The following is a 15,900-nucleotide window of genomic DNA, read 5'->3' as shown; positions in this document are numbered from 1 at the left end:
GCGCGGTGTCCATGCGCCAGGCATTCTGGCTGCCAAGGAGTGTCCACTAATGCGGCATTTTTCCACCTCCCCCAAGGAAATGGTTGCCAGCCTGTGGCGTAACCATAGCCTGATCTTTGTATTGATACAGCGCGAAGTCATCGGCCGCTATCGCGGTTCCGTACTGGGGATCTTATGGTCGTTTTTTAACCCCGTCTTCATGCTGGTCATCTATACCTTTGTTTTCAGCGTAGTCTTCAAGGCGCGTTGGAATGCGGGTAGCGACTCAAAAACGGAGTTTGCCCTAGTGCTGTTTGCCGGTTTAATCATTTTCAATCTGTTTTCTGAATGTATTAACCGTGCCCCGGGCCTGGTAACGGCGAATGTTAACTATGTCAAGAAAGTCGTATTTCCTTTGGAGATATTGCCTTGGGTTAGTGCAGGCTCCGCCTTGTTTCACTTCATGATTAGCCTGGTCGTATGGCTGATTGCGTATGCGGTGCTGTTTGGCGTGCCACACGCTACCGTGTTGCTGATGCCAGTGATCATCTTGCCCGTGCTTTTGCTCATCATGGGACTGAGCTGGGTACTGGCGTCGCTGAGCGTGTACCTGCGCGACGTGGCTCAGTTTATTGGCATGGTCACCACCGTCCTGATGTTCTTGACGCCTATTTTTTACCCGGTAAGCTCTTTGCCTGAAAATTATCGCCATCTCCTGCTCTTCAACCCGCTCACGCCAGCGGTGGAAATGACGCGTGACGTCTTATTCTGGGGGAAGTTGCCCGACCTGGGCATGTTGGCGCTATATGGTGCGGCGACATTGCTGTTGTCGTGGCTTGGGTTTGCCTGGTTCCAAAAGACACGAAAGGGTTTCGCCGATGTCCTCTGATATTTCGATTCAGGTAGAGGGCCTCAGCAAGTGCTACCACATTTATGACCGCCCCCGTGACCGCTTGTTGCAAATGCTGCGGCGTGGAAGCAAGCAGTATTTCCGCGAATTCTGGGCATTGCACGATGTGTCGTTTTCCGTTCGCCGTGGCGAAACGGTGGGCATTATCGGCCGGAATGGCAGTGGTAAATCCACCCTGCTGCAAATGATATGCGGCACGGTGGCGCCGAGTACGGGAACGATCAGCACGCAGGGGCGCGTTGCCGCTTTGCTGGAACTGGGCGCAGGCTTTAACGTCGAGTTTACCGGGCGGGAAAACGTCATGCTCAATGCCGCCATCCTGGGTTTTTCCGCGCAGGACATGCAGGCGCGCATGGCGGAAGTGCTGGAGTTTTCGGAGTTAGGCGATTTTCTCGATCAGCCCGTCAAGACGTATTCTAGCGGCATGTATGCGCGCCTGGCCTTTTCGATTGCCATCCACGTCGATCCGGACATCCTGATCGTGGATGAAGCCTTGTCCGTGGGCGACGCCCGCTTTGTCGCGAAATGCATGCGCCGCATCAAGGAAATCAAGGAGCAGGGCACGACGATCCTCTTCGTAAGCCATGATGTCGGATCGATACGCACGCTGTGTGAACGTGTGGTGTGGCTGGACAAGGGACGCCTGGTCGAACAGGGTGACGTGTTCCCGGTCACGGGACGCTATATGGAATACATGTTCCAGGATGAACAGACGGAAGAGGAACTGTTGCATGCGGAGATAGAGTCCGAGCAATTGTCCAGCCCTGATAGCAACGCGGAACGGCAAGGCGAGCATGCCTTGACTCTGGCCACTGGCGCACGCGATATGCCAGAAATCCTGCTCGATTCGCGCCCAGTCACGCATTGGGGATCGCATAAGGGCAGCATCGTTTCGGCCGCCGTGCTCGATTCCGACGGCGTGCGCAAGAACGTGCACTACTGGAATAGTGCCATCGAAGTCCGTATCGAATTGTGTATCCCTGCGGATATTCCACGCGAGCATCTCAGCGTTGCTTTTTCCATCAAGGATTTGCAAGGGAGTGATCTAATTGTTTCTACAACGCATGATTTTGAAGAGAAAGTTCTTCCCGGTGCGGAACAATTTAGCGTATCGTTTCAACTTAATAATTACTTATTGACAGGGAAATATCTCTTGGTGGCGGCGCTTGAAAATCGTCAGCATAGCGATATTCATTATTATGAATACGTGGAAGGTGCCCATTACTTTTCATCCCTGTCCGATGCTCGCCTTTTTGGCCAGTTTCAGCCTCCCATTCAGCACTCTATTTTGCTCAAGTAAATGACCGACGCTACTAAAATTAATACCGATAATTATTGGGACGGTCGTTTTTCGACCGATTGGGAAACATTTGACGGCCCGCGCCAGTCCCGTTTCTTTGCGCGCCTCGCCATTGAAAACCTGCCGCGCTGGCTGTTTGATCAAATCCGGCAGCAAAGCTTGAGCGTGGTCGATTGGGGCTGCGCGCAGGGGGATGGTACGGACTGCCTGGCCAGTCATATCGACGCGCGCCAGTTGACGGGCGTTGACTTTTCCCCGGTGGCGATTGAGCAGGCCAGCGAGCGTTATCCCACCCTGCAATTTTTGAATGAAAACTGGCTGGAGGGCGAGCAGGGGACGGCGCGGCAATTTGACATCGTATTTTCCTCCAACACCCTGGAGCATTTTCACGCGCCGTACGAGATTTTGCAGATCTTGGCGCAACGGGCAGGGAAGGCCGTCGTGCTGGCTCTGCCCTATCGTGAAATGCAGCGTATTGAGGAGCATTTTTATTCCTTCCTGCCGGAGAATGTGCCATTGGTGCTGCAGAATGGTTTCCGCTTGGCTTGGTCGCGTGTCGTCGATTGCCGCACCCTTCCTGATTCCTTGTGGGCGGGCGAGCAGGTTATCCTCATGTACGCGGCTCCGGCCTGGCTGGATCACCTCAAGCTACGCTTGCTGGACTGCCGTATCGAACAAGATGATCATTTGGCACAGACGCAACATCTGCAGAGGATCAGTGCCGAGGAACACCAGGCTGTGGCCGGGAAACTGGCGCAGCGCTTGAGCGAGGAAGGGGCAGAAATTGCCCGGATTCGCCAACGGATGATGGAATCTGTTTTTGATCGCGATATGCTCAAGGGAAGCCTGACTGCCGCGCATGACACCATAAACGCATTGCAGCAGGAGGTGGCCATGCTCGCTGCCGAAAACCTGCAATTGCAGCAAAAAACATCGCTGGCAAATACGGCAATTGAGAACCTGAGCCAGTCCGTCGTTACCCAGCAGGCGGCCCAGGAGGCAGCGCAAAAAGTACTCGACAGCATGCGCAGCACGCGCTCGTGGCGGCTGACAGCACCGTTACGGTTCAGCGCGCGCATGTGGCGCTACGGTTTGCTGAGCGAAGACCGCCAAAAAATGCTGCGTGGCTTGCGCAAGGTTTATCACCGTTTGCCGTTGCCGGACGCGGCCAAGCGTAGCATGGTCAATGCATACAGGAAAACCGTCGGGAAATCGTATGTCGCGGTTCGCAAGCAGGTGCTGGCGACGGTGCCTTTCGCATATCCGGACGTGCGTCCCGTTGCGCAAACCGGCGATGCGCCCGATTATATCGTCTGGGGTGTTATCGACTGGCACTTCCGCCATCAGCGTCCGCAGCAGCTGGCACAGGCTCTGGCCCTTTCTGGACGCCGCGTCTTTTATGTTTCGGTAAATTTGATTGACGATGCCCGGCCTGGCTTTCAGCAGGAACAGCTCGATAGCGAGGGGCGCCTGTTCCAGATCTGCCTGCACGCCGAAGGCGCGCCGGTGATTTACACGTCGGCGCCCGGACACGATACCGTATTGCAACTGCGCAATGGCCTTGGGGCTGTGCTCGAGTGGGCTAACTCGCGCAGCATGGTCTCGCTGGTGGAGCACCCTTTCTGGTACGACATCGCTGCCGTATTGCCCAACAGCCGCGTGGTGTATGACTGCATGGATCATCACGAAGGATTTGGCAACACGGCTGATGCCGTGTTGCAGCTGGAGCGAGCCCTGATGCGTAATGCGGACTTGACCATCACCACTTCGGCGTGGCTGGACCAGATCGTCTCCACGCATACCCCGCACCGCGCCCTGGTGCGCAATGCGGGCGAGTTTTCGCACTTTGCGCGCAAACCGGATACGCTGTACGTGGAGCCGCAGGGCCGGCGCATCATCGGCTATTACGGCGCTATTGCCGAATGGTTCGACCTGGATCTGGTCGAAGCAATTGCCGCGCGCTTTGCCGACTGCTGCATCCTGCTGATCGGCGACGATACCGTCCAGGCGAAGGCGCGCTTTGCGCACTTGCCGAACGTGGTCATGACGGGCGAGGTTGCTTATGCCCAGTTGCCCAAGTACTTGCATTCCTTCGATGTCTGCCTGCTGCCGTTCAAGGTGATTCCGCTGACGCTGGCCACCAATCCGGTCAAGGTATATGAATACCTCAGCGCCGGGAAGCCGGTGGTTTCCGTGGACTTGCCGGAGATGCAGCAATTCGATGATCTGGTACGCGTGGCGCAGGATACCGAAGGCTTTCTGTCCGCCATCGACGCGGTCTTCCTGGAGGGCGAAGATGCGCAAGCCATTACCCAACGCCAGGATTTTGCGCGGGAACAGACCTGGACGCACCGCGCCCAGGCGCTGATCAGCCATGCGGAATCCGGCATCCGCGATCCTTTCGTCAGCGTGGTCGTGGTTACCTATAACAATATCGCGTTTACACGTGCCTGTCTGGCCAGCCTGGAAGAACAAACCCAGTATGCGGCAATAGAAATTATTGTCGTGGACAATGCTTCGTCTGACGGCTCTCCCGATTTCTTGACGGAGTGGGCTGCTGGTGCCGCGAACCGCAAGCTGATTTTGAACAGTGATAATCGCGGCTTTGCTGCTGCCAATAACCAGGGCCTGGCGATTGCCGGTGGCGAATATCTGGTGTTGTTGAATAATGATACCTACGTCACGCCAGGCTGGGTGCGTACCTTGTTCAAGCACTTGCAGCGCGATCCGTCCATCGGATTGATCGGCCCCGTCACGAACAATATTGGTAACCAGGCCAAGATTCATATTGAGTATGACGGGATGGAAAAAATGCTGGTCGAGGCCGGGCGTTATACCCGTGCGCATATCGGCCAGACCTTCCCGTTGCAGACGGCTGCGTTTTTCTGCGTGATGTTCTCGCGCAACGTGTATGAACGGGTGGGAGATCTGGACGAAGCGTTTGGCCGCGGCTTCTTCGAGGATGATGATTACTGCCGCCGCGTCGAGCAGCTTGGCTTGCGCGTGGTATGTGCCGAAGATGTCTTTATTCACCACCACTTGTCCGCGTCGTTCAACCAGGTGAAGAGTGCTGACCGCCAGAAACTGTTTGAAGACAATAAGGCGACCTACGAAGCCAAATGGGGACCTTGGGTTCCGCATAAATATGAACGGGACGAGGCTTGATGAAGACTGAATTGAAGAGAACTGCCCAGGCACCGGTCCCGGGTGGCAGATTCTTGGCTGGCCCCGGCGGCGCGCTGCTTGCTTTGCTGGTGCTGGGCGTAATTTTTTATCTGTCCACCTACTGGGCGACGACGCATCAACTGCCGTCCTCCGTGCCGGTGCACCATGACGACTATTCCAATTATGGCTCTGGCGGCAATGCCTGGGCGTGGGTATGGATACGTCCGTTTTCGACGCTGCTGATCCAGGCCCTGGCCCAGATGGGACCGGAATGGCTGATCTGGAGCATACGCCTGCTGGCGGTAGTGTTTGTTTTCTTGAACTGGAAGCTGTTGTGCGAAGTTGTACGTCCAGCCCATAACTGGCTCGTGCTGGTCTTGTTCGCGGTCGCCTGCTTTGCCAGTCCAGTCATTGTCGAGTACGCACGTTATACCGGCATGAGCACGCATCTGTTGTCCGGATGTTTTGGCGTTGCCGCGGCCTGGGCTGTGTTGCGCGAGATTAGCGCCCCCCGTCGTGGCTATTTGCCGCTTTCGCTGATGCTGCTGGTGTTGTCCGTGTTGGCCAAGGAGGACTTCGTTGTCCTGTATGGCGTCTCGGCCGTGTACGCTGTTATTCGATCCCCCGCCGGGCGTGTCCGCATCGTCGCCTGGACCGGCCTGGCACTGGGTATTTGCGCCGTGCTGATCGCTGGCGCCAAATTCATGGGCGCATCGAGTTTCCTGGGCATGAGCGGCAGCAGCTCGCCGTATTTTATCGACGCCACGCCGTGGGGTATCGCGCGGACAATGTGGCGCTATTTGCTGGGCGCCGGGCACCCTGCCATGCATACGCACGGCATCCTGATCGCCCTGGTATTCGTTTGCGCGGCAGTGGCCGCCCTGTGGATCGCGGTGCGGGACAAGAGGATGCCCGCAACGGCCTTTCTGCTCGTTGCAATGCTCAGCGTAATGCTGCCCTATTCGGTCTTGCCAAATCACGTCAACGCCTATTATGAGCTGATCTGGCTGCCCTTGCTGCTGGCCAGCGTCTACGCCGCATCGTATGAATTGACCTTGCCTGTGTCTTCCGCCGGGGCCGGCCGACGCGTTCCGGCCGGTACGCTGATTTTTCTGCTGCTGGTAGTGCTCCTGTCCGCGGTCGACTATGCCAAGCGCAGCAGTATTGCGACTTGGTATGACGAGGTCGGCTCGTCGAACCGGCGCGTATTGCAACTGTTGCAGGGCCAAAGAGACGCCATCAATCAGGAGGGGAAGGTTTGCATCCTTGGTGCGAATGCCTTTTCCCCGTGGTACATGCATGGCGGCTCCTATCTCACCTATGTCATGGATCTGCACGCCACCTGGTATCTGCTTGTCGATCCCGCGTCAACCTTGCAAGCTGGCATGCAGTCAGGTGCGGAATCCTCGGCGGGGCATACGGTGGTAGTCGATAACCGTGACAAAATGCCGGTACCCTGCCTGACGATAGACCTGGAGCAGGTGAAATGACACCAACACTGGGTAGTCTTTTTGTCGGCAAGCATAACAATCTGACCTTCATTCGCCTGTTGGCGGCGCTGACCGTCATCTATGGTCATACGCCATCGATCGTACCTGGCACGCCAGCGGACTGGGTCACGCGCACCACCAACTACGCGTTCAGTGGCGGCGTCGCCGTGGACCTGTTCTTTTTGATCAGTGGCTTTCTGGTTACTGCCAGCATCCTGAAAGGTGGGGTACGCCGGTATGTGATTGCGCGCGTGCTGCGTATTTATCCGGCGCTGTGGGTGAACCTGATACTGACGACGTTCGTCATGGGTGCCGTGCTGACGACCCTGCCGCTTGGCGACTATTTGAAACACCGCGAAGTATGGTCTTACTTCCTGGGCCTGGCAGGCACCTTCCGAGGTGCCTTCTTTCTCCCTGGCGTTTTCGAAGGCAATGCCGACCACGCCATCAATGGCTCGATCTGGTCCGTGTTGATCGAGGTATGGCTGTATGTCGTCTTGCTGATCATTTATTTACTAGGGATCTTGCAGCGCCGCGCCGTCTTCAATGTCGTCTTCTTTGTCGGCATCGTGGCCTTGTGGTCGGCGCCGGAACTGACGCCGGGTATTTTCAATAATTCGACTAGCCGCCACGTCTGCCTTCTGTTCTGCATCGGCGCTTTTTTGTATATCAATCGTGATACGGTGCCGGTGAGTCCATTCTATTTGCTGACCGCCCTGTTTTTGGCTGGCATTACCTTGGGAACGGACCGTTTTCCCTATGCTTATGTATTGTTGTTGACGACATTCTTCTGTACTGCCAGTTTCTACGCGCAATTTGCCTGGCTGGACCGGTGGGGAGATCTTTCTTATGGCGTGTACTTGTACGGCTGGCCTTGCCAACAGTTGATCGCCCATTATTTTCCGCATCTGACAGGGATGCAAAACTGTATTTACGCATGTACCGCCGCACTGATCTGTGGTTTTCTGTCCTGGCATCTTGTAGAAAAGCGTGCCATGAAACTGAAAGACGGCTTTTCAGCCAAGGTGGGGCTGGCACCGATGCGTACAATGATAAGCACTTGATAGGAGTTTTGAATGATTAACTTATTTTCCGACGTTGCGGCCAACGCCACGCTTGATTTTGAAGCCGCGATCAAGCGGGTATTGATACGTCACTGGTATGTACTTGGCCAGGAAGTCAGCAATTTTGAAGCGGCCTTTGCCGCCTATGTGGGCGTTGAGCATTGCATTTCTGTCGCGAATGGTACGGATGCACTTGAGATTGCCTTGCGCGGCCTAGGCGTCGAGCGTGGAGATGTGGTTGTTGCGGTGGCGAATGCGGGCTTCTACAGCAGCACGGCGATTCATGCCATTGGTGCCGTTCCGTTGTATGTCGATGCCGATGAGACGAGCATGACCATGTCTGCCGATGCGCTGGCGCTCGCCCTGGCAGAAAAACCGAAATGCGTGATCGTGACGCACTTGTATGGCCAGCTGGCGGATATGGATACCCTGCAAGCCTTGTGCCGCGCGGCGGGTGTGCCCCTGATCGAAGACTGTGCCCAGTCGCATGGCGCCCGCCGCAACGGCCGTATGGCTGGTGCCTGGGGTGAGGCGGCTTGCTTCAGTTTTTATCCTACCAAGAATCTGGGCGCGTTGGGGGATGGCGGTGCTATCGTGTGCAAGGATGCCGCATTGAATGCGCGCCTGCGCACCTTGCGTCAATATGGATGGTCGTCCAAGTACCAGGTCGCCATGGCGGGGGGGCGCAACAGCCGTCTCGATGAAATGCAAGCTGCGATCCTGAATGAAAAGCTGCCGCATCTCGATAGCTGGAATTCCCAGCGCCGCAGCATCGCCGGCCGCTACAACGTGGCCTTCGCGGCATTCCCGCTGCTGTCGCTGCCTGCCGTCGGCGATGATTATGTGGCGCACCTGTATGTCATGCGCGTGCGCGAGCGGGATGCCTTCCGCGAGTTTCTCAAGGCGGAAGGTGTTGCCACGGACGCGCACTATCCAATCCCCGACCATCATCAGCCAGCATATCCTGGCGCCCGCTTAGCTGGCACCTTGCCGGTGACGGAAGCCGCCAGCGAGACCGTGGTCAGCCTGCCTTGCTTCCCGGGCATGACTGATGAGCAAGTCGACCATGTGATTGCTGCCGTCAGTGCCTACTTCCAGCGCTAAAAAGGGGGGCGCATGCTTTCACTAGTCATTCCCGTATATAAGAATGAGGGTTCGATTCCATCCTTGCTGCAGGCAGTCGATGGCTTACGCCAGGCTACGGAAGGGGATTTCGAAGCGGTATTCGTTATTGACGGCAGTCCTGACCGCAGTTATGAATTGTTGCGCGATGCCTTACCAGGCTGGGGTTTCCAGTCGCAGTTGATATTGCTTTCGCGAAATTTTGGCTCATTTGCCGCCATTCGTGCTGGCTTGCAGTTGGCCAAGGGAGAACGTTTTGCCGTCATGGCAGCGGATTTGCAGGAACCGCCAGAACTGGTTTTGCAAATGGATAAGTTATTGCGAGCCGATGAGGCGGACGTGGTCGTGGGCTCGCGCGAAGGACGCATGGATCCGCTGATGACGCGGCTGCCATCGCAGATCTTCTGGAGCTTGTACCGCCGCTATGTCGTGGCCGAGGTGCCTGAGGGCGGTGTTGATGTGTTCGGCTGTAACAAGGCCTTCCGCGATACTTTGCTGACATTGGATGAACAGCACACATCGTTGATCGCGCAGCTATTTTGGCTGGGCTTCCGGCGCAAGCATATTACTTATATGCGCCAGGAACGTCAGCACGGCAAGTCTGCGTGGACCTTGAAAAAGAAGGTCAACTACATGATGGACAGCGTCTTTGCCTTCACGGACTTGCCAATCCGCTTGCTGATACGTGTCGGTGGCATGACGGCGTTGCTGGCCGCATTGTTTGGTATTGTCGTCGGCCTGGCCCGCCTGGCGGGGTGGATCATGGTGCCGGGTTATGCGATGACAATGACCGCCATCGTTTTCCTGGGTGCGGTTAACCTGTTCGGGTTAGGTATCGTCGGTTCCTATGCCTGGCGTACGTATGAAAACACCAAGGGACGACCGCTGGCTATTCCAATGCGGGTTGAACGGTTCCAGTCGAAGGAAGAAAACTAAATGGACTATTTTGTACACCAGAATGCTTTGTGCGAAAGCACGAATATTGGCGCCGGAACCCGCGTCTGGGCGTTTGCGCATGTGTTGCCCGGGGCCGTTCTGGGTAAGGATTGCAATATTTGTGACCAAGTCTTTATCGAAAATGATGTCAAGGTGGGTGACCGTGTCACCATCAAATGCGGCGTACAGCTGTGGGATGGTCTGGAAGTCCACGATGATGTGTTTATCGGACCGAATGTAACGTTTACCAATGATCGTTTCCCGCGCAGCAAGCAGTTTCCTGAAAAATTCTTACGCACGACAGTCGCCGCGCGCGCGTCCATCGGGGCCAACGCCACCATTTTGCCAGGATTGACGATCGGTGAAAACGCCATGGTCGGTGCGGGTGCCGTGGTCACGCGTTCGGTGCCACCGCATGCGATCGTGGTCGGCAATCCCGCCAAGATTGTCGGCTATGCGGATGCTTCGGATTTCGCCGGCACGGAAAAAGTGCCAACGACCGGCATGCAGCCGAATATGCTGCAGACGCAGATCCGTGGCGTTACCCTGCACACGTTCCGCGCCGTACCGGACATGCGGGGCAGTTTGTCAGTTGGCGAGTTCGAGCGCGAAATCCCCTTCTTGCCACGCCGTTATTTCATGGTCTATGACGTGCCGACGGCGGAGACGCGCGGCGAACATGCCCACCGCAACTGCCATCAGTTTCTGATTGCCGTCAAAGGCAGCATCCGGGTAGTGGCGGACGACGGTGACAAGCGGGAGGAGGTGCTGCTGGATAAACCGAATGTCGGCCTGTATCTGCCGCCGATGACCTGGGGTATCCAGTATCGCTATTCGGCGGATGCGATCCTGCTGGTCTTTGCATCCGATTATTATGATGCTGGCGACTACATCCGAAATTACGCGGACTTCATTACCGAGGTGAAACGCACGAAACCGGGTGAGGGATGATTGTTATCTCCAGCAAGATGCAGTATTGGCTGCGCTTCCTGGCCGGAGGCTTGCTGAATACAGGCCTGACCTATGGCCTGTATTTTTTATTGCAAAAAGTATTTTTTTATCAGGTTGCCTACGCGATTGCCTATGCCTCCGGTATCGTCTTTTCATATTGGTTTAATGCAAGGATCGTATTCAGGACGCCATTGAGCTGGAAGGGATTAATGACCTATCCACTCGTGTATGCCGTGCAATATGGCAGTTCTGCCCTGCTTTTAGGTATATTCATTGAACGACTGGGCATTCCGCCGGCGTTGGCGCCATTGTTGGTACTGGTATTGATGATTCCGTTGACATTTTTTTTAAGCCGATGGATTTTGCGCGGCCGCCAACATGCAAGTTGATGCAGCCACAGGCCATGGAATTGCGTTATAGATAGGAATAGTATGTCAAAAATTAAAATTATTTGTGCCGTCGGCACACGCCCCGAAGCCATCAAGATGGCGCCGGTGATTTTGGCGCTCAAGCAGCAGCCATGGGCGGACGTGCGCGTGTTGGCAACTGCCCAGCATCGGCATTTGCTCGATCAGGTGCTGGCCTTTTTCGGTATCACACCCGATATCGATTTGAACATCATGCGCCCGAACCAGGCGCTCACGACCCTGACGGCGCGGCTGCTGCTGGAACTCGATGAAGTATTGCTGGCAGAAAAGCCTGATGTCTTGCTGGCGCAAGGTGATACCACCACAGTCATGACGGCAGCCCTGGCCTGCTTCTACCATCGCATTCCTTTCGGCCACGTCGAAGCTGGCTTGCGCACCTGGGATATGCAAAACCCATTTCCGGAGGAGGCGAATCGGGTTATCGCCGGGCGTCTGGCGCGCTGGCATTTTGCACCTACCGATGGGTCGCGCCAGAACCTGTTGCGCGAAGGCGCGCACGACCGCGACATTATCGTCACCGGCAATACGGTCATCGATGCCCTGCTGATGACGGCCGAGCGCGAACTGGAACTGGGCATCGACCTGGATCCGGCGAAGCGCCTGGTATTGATTACGTCGCATCGCCGCGAGAATTTTGGGGCTCCTTTCCGCGATATTTGCCGGGCCATTCAAACGCTGGCCGAACGTAATCCGGAGGTGAATTTTCTGTACCCCGTGCACCCGAACCCGAACGTCAAGGACGTGGCTTATGAAGTATTGGGCCAATGCGCGAACATTCATTTGTGCGAGCCGCTCGACTATGCGCCATTTGTCGCGGCCATGAAACGCTCTTATTTGATCATCAGCGACTCCGGTGGCGTGCAGGAGGAAGCTCCAGCTCTGGGCAAGCCGGTACTCGTCCTGCGCGATGAAACGGAGCGTCCAGAGGCGGTGGAGCAAGGTGTCGTGAAACTGGTCGGCCCCAATTACGAGCGGATCGTGGCAGAAACACAATTGTTGCTTGATGATGAGCTCGCGTACAGGACCATGGCGCGCGGCATTTCACCATATGGTGATGGGCATGGCGCGGAGCGCATCGTGACCGTGCTGCGTGAGCACTTCACATGACATGTTTGATTTACCTGTCACCGTTACCCTGGAGTAGCTTCGCGCAGCGCCCGCATAAATTTGTTGAATGGTTTCACGCCAGAACGGGGGGCCAGGTGCTTTGGGTTGACCCTTACCCGACACGCTTGCCTACGTCAGACGATTTTCGTCGGATCAAGGCCGCTATCGGTATCGCGCCCCCGCCGGTGATGATGCCGGTGCCTGAATGGCTGACAGTATTGCAGCCAAGGGCGCTGCCGATTGAGCCTTTTCCCGGATCAGTCCTTATCAATCGATTGTTGTGGAAGCAGGTGCAGCGAGAAATTGACGGTTTTATCCAGCGTCCGGGGTGTTTACTGGCGATTGGAAAACCATCCAAGATGGCGGCGGATATCTTGCGGCGCCATCCGCAATTGCCATCCCTGTTCGATGCCATGGACGATTTTCCAGCCTTTTATCGGGGCTTTTCGAGATGGGCAATGGGTTCCAGTGAACGCACGGTTGCTCGGCTGGCCAAGCAGATAACGGTATCGTCAACCCTGCTGGCGCACCGCTTCAGCGAATGTGGCGAGCGGGTGTTGGTGGCCTTGAATGCGTGCGCTATCGAGGTTTTACCCGCTATCGATGCGCAGCGCGTGCCATCCACGCCATACGTACTAGGTTATGTTGGCACTATCGCCCAATGGTTCGATTGGGAAATGGTCACTGCACTGGCGCTAGCCAATCCGCAAATGCTGGTTCGTTTGATTGGCCCAGTGTTTGGTGCGATCCCCAGCGGATTACCCAGGAATATTGAATTGTTGCCCGCTTGTTCGCACCAACAGGCAATCAATCATATGCAACAATTTTCCATAGGCCTGATTCCTTTCAAGCGTACGCTCCTGACCGAATCCGTCGATCCTATCAAGTATTATGAATACCGGGCGCTTGGTTTACCGGTCCTGTCGACGCCATTCGGGGAGATGGCCACGCGGGAAAACGCGACAGGAGTATTTTTGGCGGATGGGCTGGCTAATCTGGCCAATATCGTTGGTTTGGCGCTGATGCATAAGGATAATGCTGCACAGATTGCGCAGTTTCGCAGCGAAAATTCCTGGTCTGCGCGTTTCGATTCGGTGGACATACTCTGATTAATCCAGCTCCTCCATGAGCGCAACAAAGGCTCATGGGGTGTCTGCGCCGGGAAGCTAGTTGATGCGTTACACCATCTCCTTTGCGCTATCCGGAAGTGTCACGGACATTCGGTTTTTCCAGTTCTTGAGTAGCTTGTTTCCAAGCTGAATTCCTTTGCGCTCTACTGTTTTATGCATGATATAGCAGATGATAAACAGTCCAAAGAGAGCCTGGATGTCTGCTGGAAGGATGCTGAGTGATAGCTTTTCAAAAAGAATTTTGATCGGATTCCATGCCCAGTTATGAAATAGATAAACTGAAAAAGTCAAATTCGATAGCAAAAGGACGAGTGGTGTTGCTTGGAATTGTTTACGGCCTATCCAGGCTGCGGTAAAGATGGCGAAGGCGATTCCAATGAAGTGCGAACCGAGCCAAGTGGGCCAATACAAGGCGATCATCTCAAAATACTGATACAGGATGGTGCCAATAAACAGGATGAACCAGAAGACATTGATCTCTTTTCGTTCAAAAAGAGTGACGTACACGCCAATGAATAAAATCGGTGCATAAATTGTAAAGTAGCCGAGGAATACACCATTGAAAGATGGAATCGGTTCCATCATGCCCACCCCCCAAGTGGCGGCGAGCATGGCCCATGGCAGCAGCCGGCGGTACTGGTTCAGGATGCCAATGGATTTCAGCGCAGCCATGAAGAGATAGAAGGCAATTTCAATCCGCAAGGTCCATTCGACACCGGACAGAGCATAGGGCGCTTGTAGAAAGTCACCTAGCAATGTCATTTGCGCGAGAACTACGCGCATCCCTGGAAAGGGTTGATGGAATAAAAAATGGTCTACGGCCAGCTGGCAAAGCAGTGCCGCGATGTACAGGGGGTAGATCCGGAAAATTCTCTTGAACAGGAATGTGCTGGTGGATTCCGTGATTAACACATTACTTATGATATACCCCGAGATGATGAAGAAAACGGCCACGCCGGTTCCGCCATTCCAGAATGCAGGCAGGACAAGTTGCATCAGGAGTTTTGGAGTGGCATGCAGCGTCGGGCTATCGACCCATTGGCTGAGCTGGCTGTAGAATTTATGCCCGATTAAAACACTGATGAAAGAGAAAATACGAAGGTAATCCAGAAAAACAAGGCGCTTTTCCAGACCTTTTTCTGCGGTGATAACTTGCGGTAGCATTCTCTTTTATATCCTGAATATAATAATCTGCTGGCGATTAATTATTTCAAAATGAAAAATTAAGCACTCGTTATTGTGGGTTGGTTTGGCAGTATAAGCGAATAAGATTCGATTTGCTAACTAATGCGACAGGTATGGCCCGTCGCACGGTATGTATGTTGTTTATTCTTGATTTTTCTTAAAACAGTGCGGGCAGGACACCTCATACACATATTCCGGCGCCAGTTGCTGGCGCGGCGTGACGACGGCGCGGCAGACGAAGCACTGCACGGTTTCCGTCGGTTCCAGCTTCGGGTTCAGGGCCGTGCGGTAGTCGAAGACGAAGCAGTCGCCCGTGTAGTGCTCGCCGCCCACTTCCTCGAAATACTTCAGGATGCCGCCGTCGAGCTGGTAGACGCTGTCATAGCCGATTTCCTTCATGTGGATGGCGGCCTTTTCGCAGCGGATGCCGCCCGTGCAGAAGGTGACGACGGTCTTGCCTTCCAGTTCGTCCTTATGGGCGGCGGCCACGGCCGGGAATTCCGTAAACTTGTCGATACGGTAATCGAGCGTGTTGTTGAACGTCCCCACGTCCACTTCAAACGCGTTGCGCGTTTCCATCATGATCACGGGTTTGCCCGCGTCGTCGACGCCGGCATCGAGCCAGCGCTTGAGCGTGTGCGCGTCGACGGACGGGGCGCGGCCCAGTTCCGGCTTGATCAGCGGCATGCGCATGGTGATGATTTCCTTTTTCAGTTTCACCAGCATGCGCTTGTGCGATTGCTCGTTCGACAAGCTTTCCTTCCATTCCAGGTCGGCCAGGCGCGCGTCGCTGCGCACCCACGCGAGGAAGCTGTCGATATGCTCGCGCGTGCCCGACAGGAACATGTTGATGCCCTCCGGCGTCAGCAAAATCGTGCCCTTCAGGCCCAGCGCCAGGCATTGCTCCTGATACAAGGGGCGCATGGCTTCCGTGTCGTCCAGCGTAATGAATTTATACGCTGCAATATTGACAAACGTGGTGGCGGGCGTGGCGGCCAGCGGGCTGGCGGCGGCGGAAACGGCTGGTGCTGCTTGGGTGTTGGCTTGCATGATGGCGATCGGCTTAGACTGAACAGCCGATATTATAAGCCCGGCGGGCCAGGCGGGATACCCGCCAAGCCACGTTTTGCCGT

13 protein-coding genes are annotated in these 15,900 nt (G+C 55.4%); 11 read left to right on the top strand and 2 right to left on the bottom strand.

Going from position 1 to position 15,900, the window contains the following annotated elements:
* Window positions 1–49: 49 nt before the first annotated feature.
* Genes AC07VL_RS00900 through AC07VL_RS00850 form a run of 11 tightly spaced genes read left to right on the top strand, consistent with a single transcriptional unit; the run spans window position 50 to window position 13,561 of the window.
* Entirely contained in the window at window positions 50–868 is an 819-nt protein-coding gene (locus tag AC07VL_RS00900) for an ABC transporter permease (protein ID WP_494804194.1), read from the top strand.
* Window positions 858–2,189, top strand: a complete 1,332-nt coding sequence (locus AC07VL_RS00895) for an ABC transporter ATP-binding protein (RefSeq protein WP_494804193.1) — start codon at window positions 858–860, stop codon at window positions 2,187–2,189. The genes AC07VL_RS00900 and AC07VL_RS00895 overlap by 11 nt, the downstream gene beginning before the upstream one ends.
* Entirely contained in the window at window positions 2,190–5,354 is a 3,165-nt protein-coding gene (locus tag AC07VL_RS00890) for a glycosyltransferase (protein WP_494804192.1), read from the top strand. It begins immediately after the preceding gene.
* Window positions 5,354–6,844 (top strand): hypothetical protein, encoded by a 1,491-nt coding sequence (locus AC07VL_RS00885; RefSeq protein WP_494804191.1) that lies wholly within the window; start codon window positions 5,354–5,356, stop codon window positions 6,842–6,844. The genes AC07VL_RS00890 and AC07VL_RS00885 overlap by 1 nt, the downstream gene beginning before the upstream one ends.
* Window positions 6,841–7,908 (top strand): acyltransferase family protein, encoded by a 1,068-nt coding sequence (locus tag AC07VL_RS00880; protein WP_494804190.1) that lies wholly within the window; start codon window positions 6,841–6,843, stop codon window positions 7,906–7,908. The genes AC07VL_RS00885 and AC07VL_RS00880 overlap by 4 nt, the downstream gene beginning before the upstream one ends.
* A 12-nt stretch (window positions 7,909–7,920) precedes the next feature.
* Window positions 7,921–9,012, top strand: a complete 1,092-nt coding sequence (locus tag AC07VL_RS00875) for a DegT/DnrJ/EryC1/StrS family aminotransferase (protein ID WP_494804189.1) — start codon at window positions 7,921–7,923, stop codon at window positions 9,010–9,012.
* A 12-nt stretch (window positions 9,013–9,024) separates the two neighbouring features.
* Window positions 9,025–9,966, top strand: coding sequence for a glycosyltransferase family 2 protein (locus AC07VL_RS00870; RefSeq protein ID WP_494804188.1), 942 nt, complete (start codon window positions 9,025–9,027; stop codon window positions 9,964–9,966).
* Window positions 9,967–10,917 carry a WxcM-like domain-containing protein gene (locus AC07VL_RS00865; RefSeq protein ID WP_494804187.1) on the top strand — a complete coding sequence of 317 codons (951 nt, stop codon included), beginning with the start codon at window positions 9,967–9,969 and terminating at the stop codon, window positions 10,915–10,917.
* A complete protein-coding gene (locus AC07VL_RS00860) occupies window positions 10,914–11,306 on the top strand; it encodes a GtrA family protein (RefSeq protein WP_494804186.1) in 393 nt (130 codons plus the stop codon). The genes AC07VL_RS00865 and AC07VL_RS00860 overlap by 4 nt, the downstream gene beginning before the upstream one ends.
* 42 nt (window positions 11,307–11,348) lie before the next feature.
* Window positions 11,349–12,452, top strand: a complete 1,104-nt coding sequence (gene wecB, locus AC07VL_RS00855) for a non-hydrolyzing UDP-N-acetylglucosamine 2-epimerase (protein ID WP_494804185.1) — start codon at window positions 11,349–11,351, stop codon at window positions 12,450–12,452.
* A complete protein-coding gene (locus tag AC07VL_RS00850; RefSeq protein WP_494804184.1) occupies window positions 12,449–13,561 on the top strand; it encodes a glycosyltransferase family protein in 1,113 nt (370 codons plus the stop codon). The genes wecB and AC07VL_RS00850 overlap by 4 nt, the downstream gene beginning before the upstream one ends.
* Window positions 13,562–13,630: 69 nt before the next feature.
* On the opposite strand, the gene AC07VL_RS00845 is transcribed toward AC07VL_RS00850, so the two are convergent.
* Both AC07VL_RS00845 and AC07VL_RS00840 read right to left on the bottom strand, forming a co-directional pair.
* Window positions 13,631–14,746 carry an acyltransferase family protein gene (locus AC07VL_RS00845; RefSeq protein WP_494804183.1) on the bottom strand — a complete coding sequence of 372 codons (1,116 nt, stop codon included), beginning with the start codon at window positions 14,744–14,746 and terminating at the stop codon, window positions 13,631–13,633.
* 162 nt (window positions 14,747–14,908) lie between these two features.
* Window positions 14,909–15,817, bottom strand: a complete 909-nt coding sequence (locus AC07VL_RS00840) for a sulfurtransferase (protein ID WP_494804182.1) — start codon at window positions 15,815–15,817, stop codon at window positions 14,909–14,911.
* Window positions 15,818–15,900 lie beyond the last annotated feature (83 nt).

The sequence above is a fragment of the Janthinobacterium sp. GW821-FHT03C08 genome (assembly GCF_059420905.1).
Note: the sequence above shows the minus strand (reverse complement) of the source record. Positions and strands in the feature narration are given on the sequence as shown.